The organism is Vibrio sp. CB1-5, assembly GCF_059412285.1.
This window is the reverse complement of record NZ_JBJHPB010000009.1, coordinates 32,124-53,039: the sequence shown is the minus strand read 5'-3', so window position 1 is coordinate 53,039 and position 20,916 is coordinate 32,124. Positions and strand designations below refer to the sequence as shown.

Here is a 20,916-nt window from a genome sequence, read left to right as displayed (position 1 = left end):
CGCTAACGAGTTCCGAGCCATGCATTCCAAGCGCCGACCACAATAGCCTTCTCCGATTCAAACTTATCTTCGACAACATCTGCGTCGAGGTTAAGTAGGTTCCTATGGTGGATTTCATCACGGAGAGTGGTGTAAGCATGGGTCAGTGCCATCGCTTGCGCCTCCTCCATTACCCCTTGCGCCATCATCGATTCGAAGATGCGCACATTATCGGACCAACGTGTCAGTTTTGGTTTGTCATGGCTGTATTGCAGCACTAGGTACTGAGCCAAAAACTCAATATCGGTGATCCCTCCGGGATCTTGCTTAAGCATAAAGCGTCCCGCTTTCTTACCACCCAAATGGTCACGCATTTTTTCACGCATATCGACCACTTGCTCGATCAGTGTGACTTTATCACGAGACTTACACAAAATGTTGTGGCGAGTAGCGCTAAACGCTTTCTCCAATGGAACGTCTCCATAAATCATTCGCGCTCGAACGAGTGCCTGATGCTCCCAAGTCCAAGCGTCGTTGTGCTGATAGTCATCAAACGCATCTGTTGGACTTACTAAAAGCCCTGATGCACCAGAAGGTCGCAATCTGGTATCCACTTCATACAAGATGCCCGACGCTGTACGTGCCGAGAAGATATGTATGATGCGCTGAGCTAAACGCAGGTAGAACTGACGACCATCAATCTCTTTCTTACCGTCGGTATACACGCTCACAGGGCAGTCGTGCATAAATACGATATCCAAGTCTGAATTATAGCCAAGCTCCCAGCCGCCAACTTTGCCATAGCCAATGACAGCAAACCCTTTACTGCCACGATCTTTTAGGTGTGTTGGCTCTCCATACTTGGCTGCCATTTGCTGCCAGGCTTGGTTAATAGCCGCCTCAACAATCGCCTCCGCTAGGAAAGTTAAGTGATCGCTTACCTTCATCACTGGCAGTACGCCCGCAATATCTGCAGCGGCGATTCGAAGGATACAGGTTTGCTTAAACTGCCTTAGCGCCTCCATTTGCTGCTCCATGTCCTCTTCAGGGATGCGAGCTAGGTAGTCACGCAGTTCGGTCTTATAAGACTCCAAAGGCACTGGATTGTAGAGATGAGCAGGGTCGAGAAGTTCATCCAGAAGAATTGGGTAACGACCAAGCTGCTCTGAAATCATCGGGCTCGCGGTACACAAGCGAACAAGTTGAGTCAGCGCCGCTGGATGTTCATCAAGCAGCTCTAGGTACGTCGTGCGGGTGACAATTCGGTGCAGAACATGCAGCACTCGTGGCAAACCAAATTCAGCGTCTTTGTGACTATAGATGGCGCTAAAGACCTTTGGCATTAATCGGTTGAGCACCTCTCGCCCTCTTGGCCCTAAGGTCTTTTTTGCGAGGTCGGCTTTGAACTGCTGAATGGTTGCACACTTATCTTGAGCACTTTCCACATTGAGGTCATGCTGCAAAATGTGTTCGATGACTTCTGAACGGCCAACCATGTCCCAAAGCTCATGGAAGTGCTTAGCGATTGGGTCAACGTCTTCGTCTTCTTCATCTTCACCAATCAAGTTGGCAAATACATTGTGGACGTTGAGCATATGCTGCTCAGTGGCGCCCAGCATACTCTGCCAATCGTCAAAACCCATAGCAAAAGCAAGCTTACGCTGTTCCGATTCGTTGTCTGGAAGCGTTTGAGTCTGTTTGTCGGCCATCGCTTGCAGAAGGTTCTCCTGACGGCGCAAGAAGCAGTAACCCTCTCTGAGCTGATTCACCTCATCTAACTCAAGCAACTTCAATGTCTCAATGGCCTCTAATGTCTCTAGCAGTCCTCGACCACGCAGACTTGGCTCACGGCCACCGCGGATCAACTGAAACACCTGTGCAATAAACTCGACCTCACGAATGCCTCCGGCACCGAGTTTAATATTGTTGCCTAGGCCACGACGCCTTACCTCGCTGCTGATCATCGACTTCATTCGGCGCAAAGATTGGATAGCGCTAAAGTCGATGTAACGACGAAACACAAATGGGCGCAGCATCTGTCTAAGCTCTTGGTATTCAGGGTACATCTCACGACCCATCACCCGAGCTTTAACCATGGCATAACGCTCCCAATCACGCCCCTGCTCTTGATAATAATCTTCCAGAGCGGCGTAACTCATGACCAAAGGCCCACTTTCCCCAAATGGCCTCAAGCGCATATCTACACGGTAGCAGAAACCATCGAAGGTTTGCTGATCAAGCGCCTTTATGATGCGCTGACCAAGGCGAGTGAAAAACTGAGCATTAGCAATCGATCGGCGAGCACCTTGCGTCTCACCGTTTTCTGGATAGGTAAAAATAAGGTCGATGTCTGAGGAGAAGTTAAGCTCGCCACCACCAAGCTTACCCATACCAATGATCAACATTGGCTGCGCTTCGCCAGCATCATTACATGGTGTGCCCCACTCATTACAACAGGCTTGATATTGCCATTGGTACGTCTCAAAGATCATCGCCTCAGCCAACATCGATAGATGACTCAAGCTCTGTTCCAACGTCCAATCGTTGAGAAAATCTCGCCAAGCAATATAGACCATCTCGCGATTACGAAAACGGCGCAGCACGCGGTGACCGTCAGCTTCTTGCTGACATTCTGAAAGTTGGGCCGCTAAGCGTTCTCGATATGCCTGTTCACGACTTGATTCACCAAGCATCTCTGGCAGTTGCTCAAACAACGTCTGATCTTGCTGCAAAGTTTCTGTGATGAACTGGCTCATCGCCGTCACATGTTGTAACTGGGTCAGTCTCTCTTGAGACCATTGAGAGAAATCGGAATAAGTGTCTTTGAGTTGTGCTAACGCCTTGTCAGCGTCTTGTTGTAATTCAGGAGGCAGTTGCATTTGTCGTCCTTGTCTCGACTCATAACAAAAGTGGTGACCGAGGCCACCACTTGTTTCATTCGCTTGTCGCTGTGATTATAAGAAAATCGCCAAAAAAGCCTTAGCTTCTCAGGCCAATTCCCTTGGTCACTAGATGATGGGCTACTCCATAAAGTACCACGATAAACGCCAAGAGTACGCCAAAAGATGTCACAATCCCCACATCCGACACACCCAAAAATCCGTAGCGGAACGCGTTCACCATGTAGACAATAGGATTGATCTTCGACACACCCTGCCAAAAATCAGGCAGCAAACTAATCGAGTAAAACACACCACCAAGGTAAGTCAGAGGGGTCAGCACAAACGTGGGAATAATTGAGATATCATCGAACGTTTTGGCAAAGACAGCATTGATAAGACCACCCAGTGAAAAGACCACAGAGGTCAGGAATACCGTCGCAATAATGATGCCCCAATGCTCAACACGCAGATCAACAAACAGCAGCGATACAATCGTGACGATAGTTCCCACCAGCAGTCCACGCACTACGCCACCCATCACAAAGCCAGCGATGATGATGTAGTTCGGTACCGGTGCGACGAGCAACTCTTCAATATTGCGCTGGAACTTCGCACTAAAGAAGGAAGACGCAACGTTGGAGTACGAGTTAGTGATCACCGACATCATGATAAGGCCCGGTACTATGTACTCCATGTAACTAAAGCCGTTCATCTCGCCGATGCGAGAGCCGATAAGGCTACCAAAGATAATAAAATACAAAGTCATGGTGATCGCTGGCGGAACCAACGTCTGCACCCAAATACGGGTAAAGCGATTGATCTCTTTAGTCAGTAAGCTCTTAAAAGCCGTCCAATACAAACCATACATGTTCATTATTTTGCCTCCATTTGTTCACGAACAATGGAGACAAACAGCTCTTCAAGTCGGTTCGCTTTGTTTCTCATTGATAACACCTTAATGCCAGCGTCAGAGAGCTGACTGAAGATATGGTTAAGACCCTGAGTCTTCTCAATTTCAATCTCTAAAGAACCATTGACCAGTTGCTGCGCATTCACACCTTCAAGCTTAGGGATATCTACATCCGCTTCAATATCTAGAATGAACGTCTCGACGTGCAGTTTATTCAGCAGCGCTTTCATCGACGTGTTCTCAATCAGTTCACCACGTTGAATAATACCGATGTTACGACACAGCAACTCCGCTTCTTCAAGGTAGTGAGTCGTCAAAATGATGGTGATACCTTGACGATTTATCTCTTTTAGAAAGTTCCACATTGAGCGGCGCAGCTCGATATCTACCCCAGCGGTTGGCTCATCCAAGATCAGCAGTTTAGGCTCATGCATCAAGGCGCGAGCTATCATCAGGCGACGCTTCATCCCGCCCGATAGATTGCGAGCGCGCTCGCTGCGCTTTTCCCACAAATCAAGCTGAGATAGATACTTCTGCGCCCTTTGTTTAGCGACGTCTTTCGACACCCCATAGTAACCCGCTTGCTGGAGGACAATTTGCTCCACCGTTTCAAACTGGTTGAAGTTAAATTCTTGTGGCACCAAACCCAGTTGCTGCTTTGCGAGCTCAAGTTCTTTATCGATATCATGACCAAACACGCTCACTTTGCCTGAGGTTTTGTTGACCAATGAAGTAATGATGCCGATGGTGGTCGACTTCCCTGCTCCGTTAGGCCCAAGCAATGCGTAAAAGTCACCTTGCTCAACGGTCAGGCTCACACCCTTAAGCGCTTCGAAGCCACCGGCGTATGTTTTTTTAAGCTGTTCTATTTCTAATGCGACCATAGCTCGTTTCCAAAATCTGCCTTGATAGAAACTGGAATATTTCCATCAATACCGAAAAGTTCTTTGATGGTACTACAGATGATGATTGCTGCACCAGTTTTCAAGTCAATTAGCAAAAATGAATATAAAAAAAGCGAGTGTGATAAATCAGCACTCGCTTTTCTGGAACGTTACCTGTCTCTATGCCGTCACTACATGTGCCGCCTCTAAAGCCGCTTCACGTTGAATGAAGATATTGTCATCTGGCACCAAATCGATAACGTGGAATTTATCAAGTTGCTGACGGATCTTATCGTGTGGGCAGAGTAAATACACATGACAGTGAGCATCTTGCGCATCCTTAATCGCATTTTCCAATGCCAAACCAACTGTTACATCAATCATAGGCACATCAGTCAAGTCGAGGATCATCGCTTGATAATCAGCAATGCTCGAGTGCTGCCTAGAGATCGCTTTCGATACACTGAAGATCATCGGTCCCGACAAATAGAAAAACAGCACTTTACCTTGCGACTTATCAAGCAGTGCTTTTTCCGTATCCGTCAGTGGTACATCGTCATCATCGGCATCACTAATGGCTTTTACCTGCCTAGCTTGCTCGCGGCTCAAACGCTCGATAATGATGATGTTTGAGATGAATACGCCAAGTCCGACCGCAACAATCAAGTCGACAAACACTGTCAGAAGCATCACACCATACATGATAGCCATACCCGGGATACTCACTTTGTGAGCTCGCTGAATGAAACTCCAATCCAAGATATTGAAACCGACGTAGACAGCGATACCGGCCAACACTGCCATCGGGATTGGCTCTGTTAATCCACTGGCAACCAATACCACCAGCATCAAAACCAAGGCGCGTATTACACCAGAGAGAGGGGAGCGCGCACCCACTTGAATGTTGGTCACGGTTCCCATTGTCGCGCCTGCACCGGGTAGTGCTCCAAACAAACCCGCCAGTAAGTTAGCAAGCCCCTGACCACGTAGCTCTTTATCTGAATCGTGCTCTTTACGAGTCAATGAGTCACCGATAACTGCAGTAAGCAGAGTATCGATACAACCTAGCGTGCCAAGTACCAGAGCATCTATCACCATCTCAGTGAACATTTCGGCATTGAAGTGCGGCATTACCAATGACGGTAAGCCCGCAGGGATCTCACCTATGCGGCGAATCGACCCATCGTCGAACACCAGTACGGACAACAGTGTCACTGCCACCAGTGCCACCAACTGCGGTGGAACATGTTGGCGATATTTCTTAGGTAAAAGAAACAAAATCGCTAGCGTTAGAGCGCCAAGTAGTAGCTCGGCGAAATCAATATTGGCAAGCAGATCTGGCAGCGCAGTTAGGGTACCAATCACTCCACCAGAAGGCGCTGCTTGCCCAAGCAATGGCGCCAACTGCAATATAATTAGTATCACGCCAATCCCTGACATAAAGCCTGATACCACACTGTATGGCATCAAGGTGACGTACTTGCCAAGCTTGAGCGTCCCTAGCAGTATCTGAAACGCTCCCGCCATCATGACAACTGTAAAGGTCATGGCGAGTCCCGTTTCCGGATACTTGGCCATCATGCTGGTGAGTACTGCGGTCATGATCACCGTCATTGGGCCGGTTGGCTCAGAGATCAAAGTCGACGAACCACCAAAGAGTGCGGCGAACAAGCCAACCATGATCGCGCCCCATAAACCCGCTTCAGCGCCTGCTCCAGAAGCAACACCAAATGCGAGCGCAAGTGGCAAAGAGATAATCGCGGTGGTCACACCACCAAACAGATCTCCTTTTAGGTTAATATCTTCAAAACGACGTCCTAACTTCATTACTATCCCTGAAAAATAACCAAAAAATTGACTCAGGTTAACAAATGTGACGACGAGTGAATATTTATTAACTACTACTCATTCGACATAAGTTATGACAATTTGTCACGCAATCGTTAAGTGGCTGATTTTACGTGCAAGAACACGTCAGATGAGTAAATTTGAGACACTTTTTAACGAGATTCAATTTGTAACATTGTGTATAGTGTGGCGAATTATTGAAGGGAAGTACCATGCCGGAAATCAAACAACTTTTTGACAACAACTCAAAATGGTCGCAAGAGATCACCTCTGAGCGCCCAGAGTATTTCGCTAAGCTTGAAGAGGGGCAAAGCCCGGGTTTTCTTTGGATCGGTTGTTCCGATAGCCGAGTCCCAGCAGAGCGACTAACAGGTTTGTATTCAGGTGAACTTTTTGTTCATCGAAACGTGGCTAACCAAGTCATTCATACCGACTTAAACTGCTTGTCCGTGGTGCAATACGCGGTTGACGTACTTAAGGTGAAACACATTATCGTGTGTGGTCACTACGGTTGTGGTGGCGTGAATGCGGCGATAGACAACCCTCAATTGGGTCTTATCAATAACTGGCTTCTGCACATTCGCGATCTATACCTTAAGCACCGCAATTTCTTAAATGAACTGCCACGTGAAGCGTGGGGTGACAAGCTATGCGAGATCAACGTTGCTGAACAGGTGTACAACCTTGGCAACTCAACGATTCTGCAAAATGCTTGGGAAAGAGGCCAAGACGTAGAAGTGCACGGTGTGGTTTATGGTATTGGTGATGGCAAACTGGAAGATCTAGGTGTTCGTTGCTCAAGTCGCGAAACATTGGAAGCAAACTACCAAACGGCAATGCAAGCAATCCTCGAAGCTGAATGATAAGCCCACACCGAATCAAAAAAGCCCACTTGTGGGCTTTTTTAATTAATCGAGAGATTACTCTTGAGGTACTACCTTGCCAATGTATGGCAGGTGACGATATTTCTGAGCGTAATCGATTCCCACGCCCACAACAAACTCGTCTGGGATCTCAAAACCAATCCACTTAACATCAACGTCCACTTCACGGCGAGAAGGCTTATCCAGAAGCGTACAAATCTCGATAGACTTAGGCTCGCGCAGTGACAGAATCTCTTTCACTTTGTTTAGCGTGTTACCTGTATCGATAATGTCTTCAACTAGCAGTACGTCTTTGCCTTTAATGTCATCATCAAGATCTTTAAGAATGCGCACATCGCGAGAGCTTTCCATCGTATTGCCGTAGCTAGAAGCGGTCATGAAGTCCACGCAGTGGGTCAAATCAATCGCACGCGCCAGATCCGCCATAAACACAAATGAGCCACGAAGCAAACCGACCATCACTAGATCTTCGCTGCCTTGGTAATGTTCGGTGATGGCTTTGCCTAACACTTGTACGCGCTCATGAACTTCTTGCTCAGAGATCATGACTTCTACAGTATGTTTCATATCTATCTCGATGTTGTATGTGGGTAGAACAAACGCAGCCATGACCGCGCACCTTGATAGAGTATAAAACATCAAGATAAAGTCGCTCGCCTAGGCATGCCTGTCAATTTGCGCGCAATAGTATCACTTTATACCGTCCGATAAAAACCCACAGCATGTTCATAGTCCTTTGTAGCAACAACAATAACCGCTCCACTGTTAACGACTTCTGTTGAAATATTTTATTAATTTCACAACAAAATGTGATACGCAGATAAATTACTCTTAATTATGATAATTATCAGTGCATGACTATTGACCATTAACATATGCACCATTACACTTATTTATAACTAGAAAAATAGGAGCAGTTAATTTCCATTTTGGAAATAACCCTGCAAAGGCTGGTATAACGTCATCGGTCGAAGGGTTTATGTGGTTTTCCGTCATGTGAAATGGCTGACTCATAATAAACGAGGAGCAAGGCGACTAATAAAAAGTCACCACCTCGACATTCGTTGGCAAGGAAAAACAATATGGACTCTATAGTAAAAAGACCTAGGACTCGTCTGTCTCCGCAAAAGCGCAAGCTACAGCTTATGGAGATTGCGCTTGAAGTATTCGCAAAGCGCGGCATTGGACGCGGGGGACACGCCGATATCGCAGAAATAGCACAGGTTTCTGTGGCAACAGTATTCAACTACTTCCCAACGCGTGAAGACTTAGTGGATGAAGTACTTAACCATGTAGTCTGTCAGTATTCTAACTTTCTATCGAACACCATCGATCTTGATGTCAACATCAAAGAGAACTTGGTCAATATCCTAGATGGTGTGGTCGATATGGCCGTTGAAGGTTGTCACTGGAATAAGGTGTGGTTCGAGTGGAGCGCATCGACACGCGATGAAGTTTGGCCATTATTCGTTAGCTCGAACAAAACCAGCCAAGCTCTAATTGAAAACATGTTCATTAAGGCCATTGAACGCGGTGAAGTTTGCCCACACCACAATCCAAAACACCTCACTAGCCTATTCCACGGCCTCTGCTACTCACTATTTGTAGAAGCAATGCGCACGAACGATAGCGACACCGTAAAATCACTCACTGATTGCTATATGGACATGGTTTGTATTTATAACACCGGTGAAGCGCACGCATCATAGTTTGCTCATCGCACTAGAACCTCGCTAGCTACTTGCCTAGCGCAAATAGAAGCGACAGTTCAAAGCGATAAATCAAGACAATAAAAAAACGGCCAGTATTGCTACTGGCCGTTTTTTTATTTATTCAGATCTTACTTCTTTTTCTTCGCTTTAGCATTTGGAAGGTCAGTGATGGTGCCTTCAAATACTTCTGCTGCAAGACCTACAGATTCGTGTAGTGTTGGGTGAGCGTGGATAGTCAGAGCGATATCTTCTGCATCACAACCCATCTCGATCGCTAGACCGATTTCACCAAGCAGTTCACCACCGTTAGTACCGACGATAGCACCACCAATAACACGGTGCGACTCTTTATCAAAGATAAGCTTAGTCATACCATCAGCACAGTCAGACGCGATAGCTCGGCCAGATGCAGCCCATGGGAATGTCGCCACTTCGTAGTTAATACCTTCTGCTTTCGCTTCTTTTTCTGTCTTACCAACCCATGCCACTTCTGGCTCAGTGTAAGCAATTGAAGGAATCACTTTCGGGTCAAAGTAGTGCTTCTTACCAGAGATAACCTCAGCCGCTACGTGACCTTCATGCACACCTTTGTGAGCAAGCATTGGCTGACCAACGATGTCACCGATAGCGTGAATGTGTGGAACGTTAGTGCGCATTTGCTTATCAACATTGATAAAGCCGCGCTCATCCACCTCAATACCCGCTTTCTCTGCATCAAGCAGCTTGCCGTTTGGCACACGACCGATAGCAACGAGAACTGCATCGTAACGCTCAGCTTCAGCAGGGGCTTTTTTGCCTTCCATTGAAACGTAAATACCGTCTTCTTTCGCTTCAACGGCTGTTACTTTAGTCTCAAGCATCAAGTTGAACTTGTTCTTAATGCGCTTGGTGTAGACCTTAACCATGTCTTTATCCGCAGCAGGGATAAGCTGGTCAAACATCTCAACGACGTCAACTTTAGAACCTAGAGAATGGTAAACCGTTGCCATTTCTAGACCGATGATACCACCACCCATGATAAGCAGTTTTCCTGGTACTTCTTTTAGCTCAAGAGCGTCAGTTGAGTCCCAAATGCGTGGATCTTCGTGTGGAATGAATGGCAGTTTGATCGGACGAGAACCTGCTGCGATGATTGCGTTGTCAAACGTGACTGTTGTTGACTCGCCTTCACCTTCAACAAGGATAGAGTTAGGACCTGTGAACTTACCGTAACCATTAACGATGTTAACTTTACGCATCTTAGCCATACCGCCAAGACCACCAGTTAGCTGGTTTACAACCTTCTCTTTCCAGATACGGATTTTGTTGATGTCTGTTTGTGGCTCACCGAAAACAACACCATGTTCAGCCATTGCTTTAGCTTCTTCGATAACTTTTGAAACGTGAAGAAGTGCTTTAGATGGGATACAACCCACATTCAGACAAACACCACCTAGGGTGCTATAACGTTCGATAAGAACAGTTTCAAGACCTAGGTCTGCACAACGGAATGCGGCAGAGTAACCAGCAGGACCAGAACCAAGTACAACAACTTGGGCTTTAATTTCTTTGCTCATTTTGACCTCTTGTAGTCATTATCCCTAACAGGCTGAGTGGGTATTGATTTTCTTTTTTATAAACTTTGCTTAAACGCCTTATGACAACGTTTAAAGCGTAATGAGTTTAAATATTTATGATTTCAGACCGCCAACATTTTACAGAGATGTTAATGGTGTGAAAAGTAAATCAATTTAGCCTGTGAGCTAGACGACAATTCACGGGGAATTGTTGTATGAATTTGGTTTTTTACCCCTCCTAGCCTCCCCTTATTAAGGGGAGGCACTTAGGCTCGCTGCGCATCGCTTGTTTGAAAAGGCGATGCGACGTCAGGAGCGAGCCGTCGGTTCTCTCCCTTTATAAGGGGGAGCTAGAGGGGGTCAGCTACTTTAAAGTACCAAGCGACGAATATCGCTCAAGCAGCTGTTTAGATAAGTAATGAAACGTGCACCTTCCGCACCGTCAATCACACGGTGATCATAAGATAGTGAAAGTGGCAGCTGTAGGCGCGGCTCAAATTCTTTACCGTTCCATACTGGCTTCATTTCAGACTTAGACACACCAAGGATACCAACTTCAGGTGCATTTACGATAGGAGTAAATGCAGTACCACCGATGCCGCCTAGACTTGAGATAGTGAAACAGCCACCTTGCATATCAGCTGCAGTTAGCTTGCCTGAACGTGCTTTCTTAGAGATAACCATTAGCTCTTCAGATAGCTCGTAAATGCCTTTCTTGTTCACGTCTTTAAATACAGGAACAACAAGACCGTTTGGCGTATCCACTGCGATACCAACGTTCACGTATTTCTTAAGAATGATGCTCTCGCCATCTTCAGATAGAGAAGAATTAAACGCAGGGAAGGCTTCAAGTGCTTTCGCAACCGCTTTCATGATGAACACAAGTGGCGTGATCTTCATACCTGAATCTTTCTTCGCTTCGATAGCGTTTTGCTCTTTACGGAACGCTTCTAGGGCTGTGATATCTGCGTTGTCCCACTGTGTAACGTGCGGGATCATTACCCAGTTACGGTGTAGGTTAGCACCAGAGATCTTCTTGATCTTAGAAAGCTTCTGAACTTCAGTCTCACCAAACTTGCTGAAGTCAACCTTCGGCCAAGGTAGTAGACCAAGAGCAGAGCCGTCACCGCCTTTGCCAGCTGCCGCAGCACCAGACTCAAGACGCTTAAGTGCATCTTTAACGTAAGACTGAACGTCTTCTTTAAGGATACGGCTCTTACGGCCAGTACCTTTAACCTTAGAGAGGTTAACGCCAAATTCGCGAGCTAGACGACGAACAACAGGAGACGCGTGTGCGTAGTCGTTGTTTTCTTGGAAGTCGTTCGCTTGTGGTGCTGCTTCAGCTTTTGCTACAGGAGCAGCTGGAGCAGCGGCAGGTGCCGGAGCTGCTGCCGAAGGAGCCGCTGTTGCAGCTGGAGCTGAACCAGCTACCGCAGTGCCGGCCACTTCAAATACCATGATTAGAGAGCCAGTGGTTACTGAATCACCTTCAGCAATCTTGATCTCTTTAACTGTGCCAGCGAATGGTGCTGGTACTTCCATAGAAGCTTTGTCACCTTCTACAGTAATTAGAGATTGCTCTTCTTCTACTGTATCGCCAACTTTAACCATGATCTCAGTAACTTCTACTTCGTCACCGCCGATATCTGGAACGTTAACTTCTTTTTCAGCAGACGCCGCAGGAGCTGCTGCTGGAGCCGCTTCAACTGCAGTAGCAGCTGCTGGCGCACCAGAACCTGCTACTTCGAATACCATCACAAGAGAACCAGTCGTTACTGAATCACCTTCAGCAATCTTGATCTCTTTAACCGTACCTGCAAATGGAGCTGGTACTTCCATAGAAGCTTTGTCGCCTTCTACAGTTAGAAGAGATTGCTCTTCTTCTACTGCATCGCCAACTTTAACCATGATTTCAGTCACTTCTACTTCGTCGCCACCGATATCTGGAACGTGAACTTCTTTAAGTTCAGCCGCTGCCGCTGGAGCTGGAGCCGCTGCTGGAGCCGCTTCCGCCGCAGGAGCAGGTGCAGCAGCTGCTGCACCCTCGGCTTCGAAAATCATAATTAGAGAACCAGTAGTAACAGAATCGCCTTCCGCTACTTTGATTTCTTTAACGATACCTGCTTGAGACGCTGGAACTTCCATAGAAGCCTTGTCGCCTTCAACAGTGATTAAAGACTGCTCTTCTTCCACCCTGTCGCCAACGCTTACAAGAATCTCAGTAACTTCAACCTCATCCGCACCGATGTCAGGTACATTAATTTCGATTGCCATTGCTTATTTACCTTCTAATTAAGCGCTGTATTAAGCGTAAAGTGGGTTAGTTTTTTCAGTGTCGATGTTGAACTTAGCAATTGCTTCAGTCACAACAGACTTCTCAACATCACCGCGCTTCGCTAGTTCAGTTAGCGCTGCAACTACCACGTAGCCTGCGTTCACTTCGAAGTGACGACGTAGGTTTTCACGGCTGTCTGAACGGCCGTAACCATCGGTACCAAGTACTTTGTAAGACTCAGTAGGCATGAATGCACGTACTTGCTCAGCGTAGTTCTTCATGTAATCCGTCGCAGCAATTGCTGGCTCTTTACCAAGAACGGTTGAGATGTACGGTACTTTCTCTTCCGCTTCTGGGTGAAGCATGTTGAAGCGCTCTGCATCTTGACCGTCACGAGTCAATTCGTTGAACGATGTTACCGAGAATACATCTGACGCTACGCCGTACTCTTCGCTTAGGATAGTCGCAGCTTTACGTACTTCGTTCATGATAGTACCAGAGCTCATTAGCTGAACTTTACCCTTAGCAGCCTGTTCACCTTGAGGAAGGTGAGACTCAAGCTTGTAGATACCTTTACGGATACCTTCTTCAGCGCCTTCTGGCATTGCTGGCATCGCGTAGTTTTCATTCATTACGGTTAGGTAGTAGTAAATGTTTTCTTGCTCAGGGCCGTACATACGACGGATACCGTCTTGCATGATGACTGCTAGCTCGTAAGCAAATGTTGGGTCGTAAGAGATACAGTTAGGGATAGTGTTCGCTTGGATGTGCGAGTGACCATCTTCGTGCTGTAGACCTTCACCGTTCAGTGTTGTACGACCAGCTGTAGCACCTAGTAGGAAGCCACGAGCTTGTTGGTCACCTGCTAGCCATGCCATGTCACCAATACGTTGGAAACCGAACATTGAGTAGTAGATGTAGAACGGAATCATTGGCAGATCGTTTGTGCTGTAAGAAGTAGCAGCAGCAACCCAAGATGCCATTGAACCTAGTTCGTTGATACCTTCTTGAAGAACTTGACCAGACGTTGCTTCTTTGTAGTAAGAAACAATGCCTTTATCTTCAGGTGTGTATTCTTGACCGTGTGGGTTGTAAATACCAACCTGACGGAATAGGCCTTCCATACCGAACGTACGCGCTTCATCACAGATAATAGGAACAATGTTCTTACCAATGTTCTTATCTTTAAGCAGGATGTTCAATGTACGAACGTAAGCCATAGTCGTTGAAATTTCACGCTTCTGAGCACCTAGTAGAGGAGCAAACTCTTCTAGTTCAGGTACTTTGAAGTCTTGAGTGAATTTCGGTAGACGAGCTGGCGTGTAACCTTTTAGGGCTTTACGACGAGCGTGTAAGTATTCGTACTCAGCGCTGCCTTCTTCAAGTTTAAGATACGGTAGCTCAGCCACTTTCTCATCAGATAGCAGATCTTGCAGGCCTAGACGATCACGCAGGTATTGTACGTGCGTCATGTCCATCTTCTTAACGCCGTGGGCAATATTTTTACCTTCAGCAGCTTCACCCATGCCGTAACCTTTAACGGTCTTAGCTAGGATTACTGTCGGCTTACCGCCTGTTTCTTTTGCATTGTTAAACGCAGCAAACAGTTTAGAAGAGTCGTGACCACCACGCTTCAATTCGAAGATCTGGTCGTCAGTCATGTCTGCAACAAGTGCAGCTGTCTCTGGGTACTTACCAAAGAAGTGCTCACGTACGTATGCACCATCTTTAGATTTGAATGTTTGGTAGTCGCCATCGATCGTTTCGTTCATAAGCTGCAGAAGCTTACCCGTCGTATCTTTGGCCAGTAGTGCGTCCCAGTTGTTACCCCAGATAACTTTCACTACGTTCCAGCCAGCACCTTTAAATAGACCTTCAAGCTCTTGAATGATCTTACCGTTACCCATTACAGGGCCATCTAGACGCTGTAGGTTACAGTTGATTAGGAAACATAGGTTGTCTAGCTTCTCACGCGCAGCGAAAGAAATAGCACCACGTGATTCTGGCTCATCCATCTCACCGTCACCTAGGAAGGCGTATACGCGTTGAGCAGATGTATCTTTAAGGCCACGACCATTTAGGTACTTAAGGAAGCGCGCTTGATAGATAGCAGAAATTGGACCAAGACCCATAGATACTGTTGGGAATTGCCAGAATTCAGGCATCAACTTAGGGTGCGGGTATGAAGGAACACCTTTACCGTCTACTTCTTGACGGAAGTTGTCTAGCTGCTCTTCAGTTAGGCGGCCTTCAACGAACGCACGAGAGTAGATACCCGGAGAGATGTGGCCTTGGTAGTAAACCAGATCGCCACCGTCCGTCTCGTTTGGAGCACGGAAGAAGTGGTTGAAACAAACTTCGTAGAATGCCGCTGCAGACTGGTAAGAAGCCATGTGACCACCAAGGTCTAGGTCTTTCTTAGAAGCACGCAATACGATCATGATTGCGTTCCAGCGAATAATCGAACGAATACGACGCTCAAGTGTGGTATCACCCGGGTATGCTGGTTCTTGAGCTGCTGGAATGGTGTTGATGTAGTTAGTGTTGATACCTGTTGGCATATCAACGCCATCTAAACGAGCTTTCTCTAGAACAGTTTCTAGTAGAAATTGTGCACGTTCTACACCTTCTTCACGAACAACGGACTCAAGTGCTTGAAGCCAATCTTGAGTTTCCAGTGCATCTACGTCATGCTTCATGTCAGACATGGCGATCTATCCTTCTGTTGGTTGGATCTACTTAATTAAAGTAAGCGTTTCTAGTATTAAGAATCACTATCTTGTTGAATTCGTCTTAGAGAGCGCTCTCGACGAGACTCTTCCCGCGTCAAATCCAACAATGTTTCTTCGATATAAGCTAAATGTGAATGCGACATCTCACGCGCCTTTTCTGGCTGCCCAGCGACGATCGCTTCAACAATATTAGCTCGGTGTTTACTGACTTTCTCCACCACCTCAGAACGGCGATGTAATAGCTCTAAATTCTGTAGAACATTTTGTTCAAGTAGTGGTGCTAAACTTCTCACGATATGCAGTAACACAACGTTGTGTGCCGCTTCCGTAAGTGCTACCAGAAATGCCATCACAGCGGAAGCTTCAGCTTCCACATCATCCGCTTCTTGAGCGATGCGAATGTTGTTTAGACACGTCTCGATTTGAGCAAAATCTTCATCAGTGCCACGTAAAGCGGCAAAGTAAGCAGAAATACCTTCCATAGCATGACGAGCCTCAAGCAAGTCTAGCTGAGTTTCGTTGTGAGAAGATAGAAGGTCTAACAAGGGATCTGAGAAGCTTTTCCAGATGTTCTCGCTAACAAACGTGCCACCACCTTGACGACGAGTAAGAAGCTTTTTCGCTTCAAGTCGCTGAATAGCTTCTCGAATAGAAGGACGAGAAACATCAAATTGCTTTGCCAGCTCGCGTTCAGGTGGAAGCTGCTGTCCTGCTGAAAGTGTCCCTTCAACAATCAAGCGTTCCAATTCTTGCTCGATAACATCCGAAAGCTTCGGCTGACGGATCCTTTGATAAGCCATAACTATTATTCTTTTTTCTTCTACTTTCTTGAGCTGTTAATTGGTATTACCAATTTATAAGTTGGGGTAAAAATTAACACATTTAAAACACCAATGTCTAGTGGAAAATTGATTCACATCATAGAATTGGCCTTATATTAACCTTGATGAAACATTTATAGATTAAAACATCAACACTCATGGTCAGACCAATTACATACAGGAAACTTATGGAGGAATTCTTGTGCTATAGAAATCCTTATAAATCAATAACAAAGATCTTTATTTGTCAGACAAAGGAAATTGACCAATATCAAGAAAGAAATAACCGCATCACTGGTTATTAATAATTTGCATAACAAAATATTTCGTGGCGCGGCAATACAGCCACGAAATCGACACTAAGAGGTAGAGTGAATCTTTTATGACAGAGAGTTTTTGAAACGACGCCAATCAAAAACGAGACCAGGGTCACTTTTTCTAAGCGGCGCAATGTATTGATGCCCAGTGATACGTTCACGAGTCATTGCTGGATAACGCGCTTGAAGTGACAAGGTTAATCGCTGCAAGCTTTGATACTGCGCTTCGGTATAGGCCACATAATCTGTGCCTTCAAGCTCAATACCAATCGAGTAATCATTGCACCTTGCTCGGCCTGCAAAGCTCGACATGCCCGCATGCCACGCCCTGGCATGAAAAGGGACAAACTGAACCACTTCACCATCTCGCCTTATTAAACAATGGGCGGAAACACGCAGGTCCTTAATCACGTGGAAAAAAGGATGGATAGCCACATCAAGCTTGCCTAGAAAAAAGTCTTCAATATAGCCACCACCAAACTGCCCTGGAGGAAGGCTAATGTTGTGCACTACCAGTAAGGAGACATCTTCCTCATCAGGTCTGTCATCAAAATGAGGAGAAGGCACTCGCCTTGCTCGTGGATACCACCCCTGCTCATCGATAACACCTGAAACAATATCTGGCATAACGTCAGTAACCGCGGCTTGAGTGGCATAGGTTCTATCTTGGTTTTGCATATATTTTGAGCTCATCTACATCGCTATCGCTTTGATTTTATCCGACGGCCAATAAAATGCGAGATTTGATGCTGAAATTCCGCACAAGCAAGAGTATCATGCCCACTTCGTTCCCCCACTAAACACGTTAAGCGATGAAAAACACACATAACAGCCTAGAACGTCTTGAATATCTAAAGCAGCAACTTCCTTCAGAAATCACACGTGCCGTGGCCGACACGCTTCGTGAAGATTTGGGTGGAACACTGGATGTCACCTCAGATATCACGGCAAGCCTGATCCCAGCAGATGCCCAAAACGTGGCAACGCTCATCACTCGTGAGCACGGCGTATTTTGCGGACAGATGTGGGCTGATGAAGTGTTTAAACAGCTTGGCGGCGAAGTCAGTATTGAATGGCACGTGCAAGATGGCGACAAGGTTGAGCCAAACCAAGTGCTTTGTACGCTAACAGGCCCTGCGCGCACGCTACTGACTGGAGAGCGCAACGCGATGAACTTCATCCAAACGCTATCAGGCTGTGCAACAGTAACGGCAGAGTACGCGGCAAAAATCGCTCATACTGAATGTCGCCTACTTGATACTCGTAAAACCATCCCGGGTCTGCGTAGCGCACTAAAATACGCCGTGGCTTGTGGCGGCGGTTACAACCACCGTATCGGTGTATTTGATGCTTACCTAATTAAAGAGAACCACATCATCGCATGTGGCGGCATCACTAAAGCCATTGAAACCGCTAAGCAGCTAAACCCAGGCAAACCAGTTGAAGTAGAAACTGAATCACTGGAAGAGCTACAACAAGCGATTGATGCAGGCGCAGACATCATCATGCTCGACAACTTCACCACCGACATGATGCGCAAAGCCGTTGAAATCAACGCTGGCCGCGCGGCACTTGAAAACTCAGGCAATGTTACCATGGACACTATCGCTGAGTTTGCTGAAACAGGCGTCGACTACATTTCTGTTGGTGCGTTGACGAAGCATCTTAAGGCGATGGATTTGTCGATGAGGTTTAAGGGTTAAAAACCGGTCCTTGGTCCTTGGTCCTTGGTCCTTGGGAATAAGGGTCAGAAAATCTATAGAAAGCGAAGCAAATGGCTTCGCTTTTTTGATCTCATTGCTCAGTGATTCACTGTTTTTACTGACTATTTATCAATCAGTGCTAGTCCTATCACTTCAATATCACTCGCATTCAAACTGCAACTTACTGCAACGCCTCTACATTTTTTAGAACCGGCTCTAGCGTGCTAAGTCATTAACTTTATTGGGGTAAACCTCAAGAGTATGTTCGTTTTGTGCAACTAATTTATTAAGGATGAAAAATGAAAAAAACAACAAAGCAGCAAGGTTTTACCTTGATTGAGTTGATGATTGTGGTGGCTGTGATTGGGGTGTTGGCGGCGGTGGCTGTTCCCCAATATCAAAAGTATGTGGCCAAAAGTGAGGCTGCATCAGCTCTCGCAACACTAACCGCACTCAAAACAGAAATAGAAATGCATGCCGTTGATTTTGGTACATTCCCAGTAGCGGCTTCCGTTTCAGTTCCGAGTTTTGCATTAGGCAGCATAAATGTAAGCCCATCTACAAGCGGAGCAGGAAGTGTGATCGCATCTTTTGTAAATGCAAGCCCCCAAGTTAAAGGTAAAACTGTTACTCTCCAAAGAGGCGCAAATGGAGGGTGGTCGTGTAGCTCAACTATAGAGCAAAGCTTAAGACCAAGAGGATGTAGCTAATAGTGCAATCAACATTGTTACAATTACTACTTCAAACAGGAGTTATTTCCAAAGAGCAAAGTAGCTCTGTTATTGAATGGATAAGTCAAAGCCAACTATCTGTGACTGAGGGGCTTGTTCACTTTGGCTACCTTTCCCAAAGCCAAGTCACAGGCAAACTAAGCAATTTGCTTAGTTTGCCTGTAAGAGATATTGATGAATATGAATACTTACCTCTTTGTAAAAAACTAGGATTGAGAGACCAAATTCTAAGTAATCATGCAATACCCATAGAGCAAAAAAATGGCACACTTATTGTTGCGGTCTCAGATCCCTCAATAGTTCAAATTGAGAACGATTTTCGCTTCGCTACGGGTATGCAAGTTGAGCTTGTCATAGCCAACTGTCAAAGTATTCGAGCGGCAATACGTCGTCTCTACGGCGAAGGGAAGCTAGACGGTGGATCCAACGCTAAACAACTCACCTCCGACGATCTCGCCAATCTAGTCCAAGTTAGTGACGCGGAGATCGACAACATCGAAGATCTCTCCCAAGATGACTCTCCGGTCAGTCGCTTTATCCATCAGGTTCTCATGGATGCGGTGCGCAAAAAGGCTTCTGATATCCATTTCGAGCCCTATGAACATCTATACCGAATACGCCTACGTTGTGATGGGATCTTGATTGAAACCCACCAGCCCGCCACGCAGCTTAGTCGACGTTTGGCGGCGAGGATCAAGATCCTTGCGAAACTGGACATCGCTGAACGCCGATTACCACAAGATGGACGCTTGAAGCTGAGATTATCGGAGAGTGCTTCGATAGACATGCGGGTATCGACCCTGCCTACGATGTGGGGTGAGAAGATCGTATTGCGACTACTGGATGGTGACTCTGCCAATCTCGATATCGATCAACTGGGTTATAACGCACTGCAAAAATCTCTCTACTTTGCCGCGCTGAAAAAGCCGCAGGGTATGATCTTAATGACAGGGCCGACTGGAAGCGGTAAAACCGTTTCTTTGTATACCGGACTGAATATTCTCAATACCGCTGAACGCAACGTATCTACCGCCGAAGATCCGGTTGAGATCCACCTTGATGGGATCAATCAGGTTCAAATCAATCCTAAGATCGGTTTTGATTTTTCCACCGCACTGCGATCTTTTTTACGTCAAGATCCGGATGTGGTGATGCTGGGTGAGATCCGTGATATTGAAACGGCGGAGATTGCCGTGAAAGCCGCGCAAACCGGTCACTTAGTACTTTCTACCCTGCACACTAACTCTGCTGCTGAGACAGTCATACGACTAAAAAACATGGGTGTAGAAAGCGTTAACCTCGCCTCCTCACTATCGCTCATCATTGCCCAGCGCCTTTCACGCAAGCTATGTCAGCACTGCAAGGTCATCGACCCTATGTCCCCGGCACTACGTCAATCCCTCGCCATTAATGACGATGAACTTGTCTATCAAGCAAGCGAGCAAGGCTGCAATCACTGCAACTATGGCTACTTGGGGCGTACAGGCATTTATGAAGTGATGGAGTGCACTCATGACATCGCCAATGCTCTGCTTACCGGCGCTAGCATGCAAGAGATCGAAGCGTTGGCACAATCTCAAGGAATGACCACCCTCAAACAATCGGGCATTGAGAAGCTTCGAGATGGCGTGACCAGCTATCAAGAGTTGCAGCGCGTGCTCTACTTCTAATCATGGGTTAAG

At 46.4% G+C, this 20,916-nt stretch carries 15 protein-coding genes; 5 read left to right on the top strand and 10 right to left on the bottom strand.

Features of this window, described 5'->3' with window-relative positions; translation table 11 throughout:
- Nucleotides 1-2 precede the first annotated feature (2 nt).
- The 4 genes from glnE to ACJB0T_RS08875 form a co-directional block, all read right to left on the bottom strand.
- Nucleotides 3-2,858 carry a bifunctional [glutamate--ammonia ligase]-adenylyl-L-tyrosine phosphorylase/[glutamate--ammonia-ligase] adenylyltransferase gene (gene glnE, locus ACJB0T_RS08890; protein ID WP_479288707.1) on the bottom strand — a complete coding sequence of 952 codons (2,856 nt, stop codon included), beginning with the start codon at nucleotides 2,856-2,858 and terminating at the stop codon, nucleotides 3-5.
- Between the two features lie 100 nt (nucleotides 2,859-2,958).
- Nucleotides 2,959-3,729 (bottom strand): ABC transporter permease, encoded by a 771-nt coding sequence (locus ACJB0T_RS08885; RefSeq protein WP_112459491.1) that lies wholly within the window; start codon nucleotides 3,727-3,729, stop codon nucleotides 2,959-2,961.
- 5 nt (nucleotides 3,730-3,734) lie between these two features.
- On the bottom strand, nucleotides 3,735-4,655 hold the full coding sequence (locus ACJB0T_RS08880; RefSeq protein WP_479288706.1) for an ABC transporter ATP-binding protein: 921 nt from the start codon (nucleotides 4,653-4,655) through the stop codon (nucleotides 3,735-3,737).
- A 180-nt stretch (nucleotides 4,656-4,835) separates the two neighbouring features.
- Entirely contained in the window at nucleotides 4,836-6,482 is a 1,647-nt protein-coding gene (locus ACJB0T_RS08875) for a SulP family inorganic anion transporter (protein WP_479288705.1), read from the bottom strand.
- Between the two features lie 233 nt (nucleotides 6,483-6,715).
- On the opposite strand from ACJB0T_RS08875, the gene can reads away from it, so the two are divergent.
- On the top strand, nucleotides 6,716-7,366 hold the full coding sequence (can, locus tag ACJB0T_RS08870) for a carbonate dehydratase (protein WP_479288704.1): 651 nt from the start codon (nucleotides 6,716-6,718) through the stop codon (nucleotides 7,364-7,366).
- Between the two features lie 57 nt (nucleotides 7,367-7,423).
- Here can and hpt read toward each other — a convergent pair whose 3' ends face one another.
- Nucleotides 7,424-7,954: a hypoxanthine phosphoribosyltransferase gene (hpt, locus tag ACJB0T_RS08865; protein ID WP_042501080.1), complete on the bottom strand. Its 531-nt coding sequence runs from the start codon at nucleotides 7,952-7,954 to the stop codon at nucleotides 7,424-7,426.
- Between the two features lie 515 nt (nucleotides 7,955-8,469).
- On the opposite strand from hpt, the gene ACJB0T_RS08860 reads away from it, so the two are divergent.
- On the top strand, nucleotides 8,470-9,096 hold the full coding sequence (locus ACJB0T_RS08860; protein ID WP_479288703.1) for a LuxR/HapR/OpaR family quorum-sensing transcriptional regulator: 627 nt from the start codon (nucleotides 8,470-8,472) through the stop codon (nucleotides 9,094-9,096).
- Between the two features lie 131 nt (nucleotides 9,097-9,227).
- Here ACJB0T_RS08860 and lpdA read toward each other — a convergent pair whose 3' ends face one another.
- The 5 genes from lpdA to ampD form a co-directional block, all read right to left on the bottom strand.
- Nucleotides 9,228-10,655 (bottom strand): dihydrolipoyl dehydrogenase, encoded by a 1,428-nt coding sequence (lpdA, locus tag ACJB0T_RS08855; protein ID WP_042501075.1) that lies wholly within the window; start codon nucleotides 10,653-10,655, stop codon nucleotides 9,228-9,230.
- Between the two features lie 369 nt (nucleotides 10,656-11,024).
- The gene (gene aceF, locus ACJB0T_RS08850) at nucleotides 11,025-12,929 is read right to left on the bottom strand and encodes a pyruvate dehydrogenase complex dihydrolipoyllysine-residue acetyltransferase (RefSeq protein ID WP_479288702.1); all 1,905 of its coding nucleotides are present in this window, start codon (nucleotides 12,927-12,929) and stop codon (nucleotides 11,025-11,027) included.
- Between the two features lie 30 nt (nucleotides 12,930-12,959).
- A complete protein-coding gene (gene aceE / locus ACJB0T_RS08845) occupies nucleotides 12,960-15,638 on the bottom strand; it encodes a pyruvate dehydrogenase (acetyl-transferring), homodimeric type (protein ID WP_479288701.1) in 2,679 nt (892 codons plus the stop codon).
- 56 nt (nucleotides 15,639-15,694) lie between these two features.
- Nucleotides 15,695-16,462 (bottom strand): pyruvate dehydrogenase complex transcriptional repressor PdhR, encoded by a 768-nt coding sequence (gene pdhR, locus ACJB0T_RS08840; protein ID WP_479288700.1) that lies wholly within the window; start codon nucleotides 16,460-16,462, stop codon nucleotides 15,695-15,697.
- 401 nt (nucleotides 16,463-16,863) lie between these two features.
- A complete protein-coding gene (ampD, locus tag ACJB0T_RS08835; protein ID WP_479292181.1) occupies nucleotides 16,864-17,427 on the bottom strand; it encodes a 1,6-anhydro-N-acetylmuramyl-L-alanine amidase AmpD in 564 nt (187 codons plus the stop codon).
- 185 nt (nucleotides 17,428-17,612) lie between these two features.
- On the opposite strand from ampD, the gene nadC reads away from it, so the two are divergent.
- From nadC to pilB, 3 genes are all read left to right on the top strand, one after another.
- On the top strand, nucleotides 17,613-18,503 hold the full coding sequence (nadC, locus tag ACJB0T_RS08830; RefSeq protein ID WP_479288699.1) for a carboxylating nicotinate-nucleotide diphosphorylase: 891 nt from the start codon (nucleotides 17,613-17,615) through the stop codon (nucleotides 18,501-18,503).
- A 299-nt stretch (nucleotides 18,504-18,802) separates the two neighbouring features.
- The gene (locus ACJB0T_RS08825; RefSeq protein ID WP_479288698.1) at nucleotides 18,803-19,213 is read left to right on the top strand and encodes a pilin; all 411 of its coding nucleotides are present in this window, start codon (nucleotides 18,803-18,805) and stop codon (nucleotides 19,211-19,213) included.
- Nucleotides 19,214-19,215: 2 nt separating this feature from the next.
- Nucleotides 19,216-20,904, top strand: coding sequence for a type IV-A pilus assembly ATPase PilB (gene pilB / locus ACJB0T_RS08820; protein WP_479288697.1), 1,689 nt, complete (start codon nucleotides 19,216-19,218; stop codon nucleotides 20,902-20,904).
- The last annotated feature ends 12 nt before the right edge of the window (nucleotides 20,905-20,916 follow it).

Excerpts from the sequence above, each read along its gene's own strand:
- glnE (WP_479288707.1), bottom strand. The coding sequence starts at position 2,858 with ATGCAACTGCCTCCTGAATTACAACAAGACGCTGACAAGGCGTTAGCA.
- ACJB0T_RS08885 (WP_112459491.1), bottom strand. The coding sequence starts at position 3,729 with ATGTATGGTTTGTATTGGACGGCTTTTAAGAGCTTACTGACTAAAGAG.
- ACJB0T_RS08880 (WP_479288706.1), bottom strand. The coding sequence starts at position 4,655 with ATGGTCGCATTAGAAATAGAACAGCTTAAAAAAACATACGCCGGTGGC.
- ACJB0T_RS08875 (WP_479288705.1), bottom strand. The coding sequence starts at position 6,482 with ATGAAGTTAGGACGTCGTTTTGAAGATATTAACCTAAAAGGAGATCTG.
- can (WP_479288704.1), top strand. The coding sequence starts at position 6,716 with ATGCCGGAAATCAAACAACTTTTTGACAACAACTCAAAATGGTCGCAA.
- hpt (WP_042501080.1), bottom strand. The coding sequence starts at position 7,954 with ATGAAACATACTGTAGAAGTCATGATCTCTGAGCAAGAAGTTCATGAG.
- ACJB0T_RS08860 (WP_479288703.1), top strand. The coding sequence starts at position 8,470 with ATGGACTCTATAGTAAAAAGACCTAGGACTCGTCTGTCTCCGCAAAAG.
- lpdA (WP_042501075.1), bottom strand. The coding sequence starts at position 10,655 with ATGAGCAAAGAAATTAAAGCCCAAGTTGTTGTACTTGGTTCTGGTCCT.
- aceF (WP_479288702.1), bottom strand. The coding sequence starts at position 12,929 with ATGGCAATCGAAATTAATGTACCTGACATCGGTGCGGATGAGGTTGAA.
- aceE (WP_479288701.1), bottom strand. The coding sequence starts at position 15,638 with ATGTCTGACATGAAGCATGACGTAGATGCACTGGAAACTCAAGATTGG.
- pdhR (WP_479288700.1), bottom strand. The coding sequence starts at position 16,462 with ATGGCTTATCAAAGGATCCGTCAGCCGAAGCTTTCGGATGTTATCGAG.
- ampD (WP_479292181.1), bottom strand. The coding sequence starts at position 17,427 with ATGCCAGATATTGTTTCAGGTGTTATCGATGAGCAGGGGTGGTATCCA.
- nadC (WP_479288699.1), top strand. The coding sequence starts at position 17,613 with ATGAAAAACACACATAACAGCCTAGAACGTCTTGAATATCTAAAGCAG.
- ACJB0T_RS08825 (WP_479288698.1), top strand. The coding sequence starts at position 18,803 with ATGAAAAAAACAACAAAGCAGCAAGGTTTTACCTTGATTGAGTTGATG.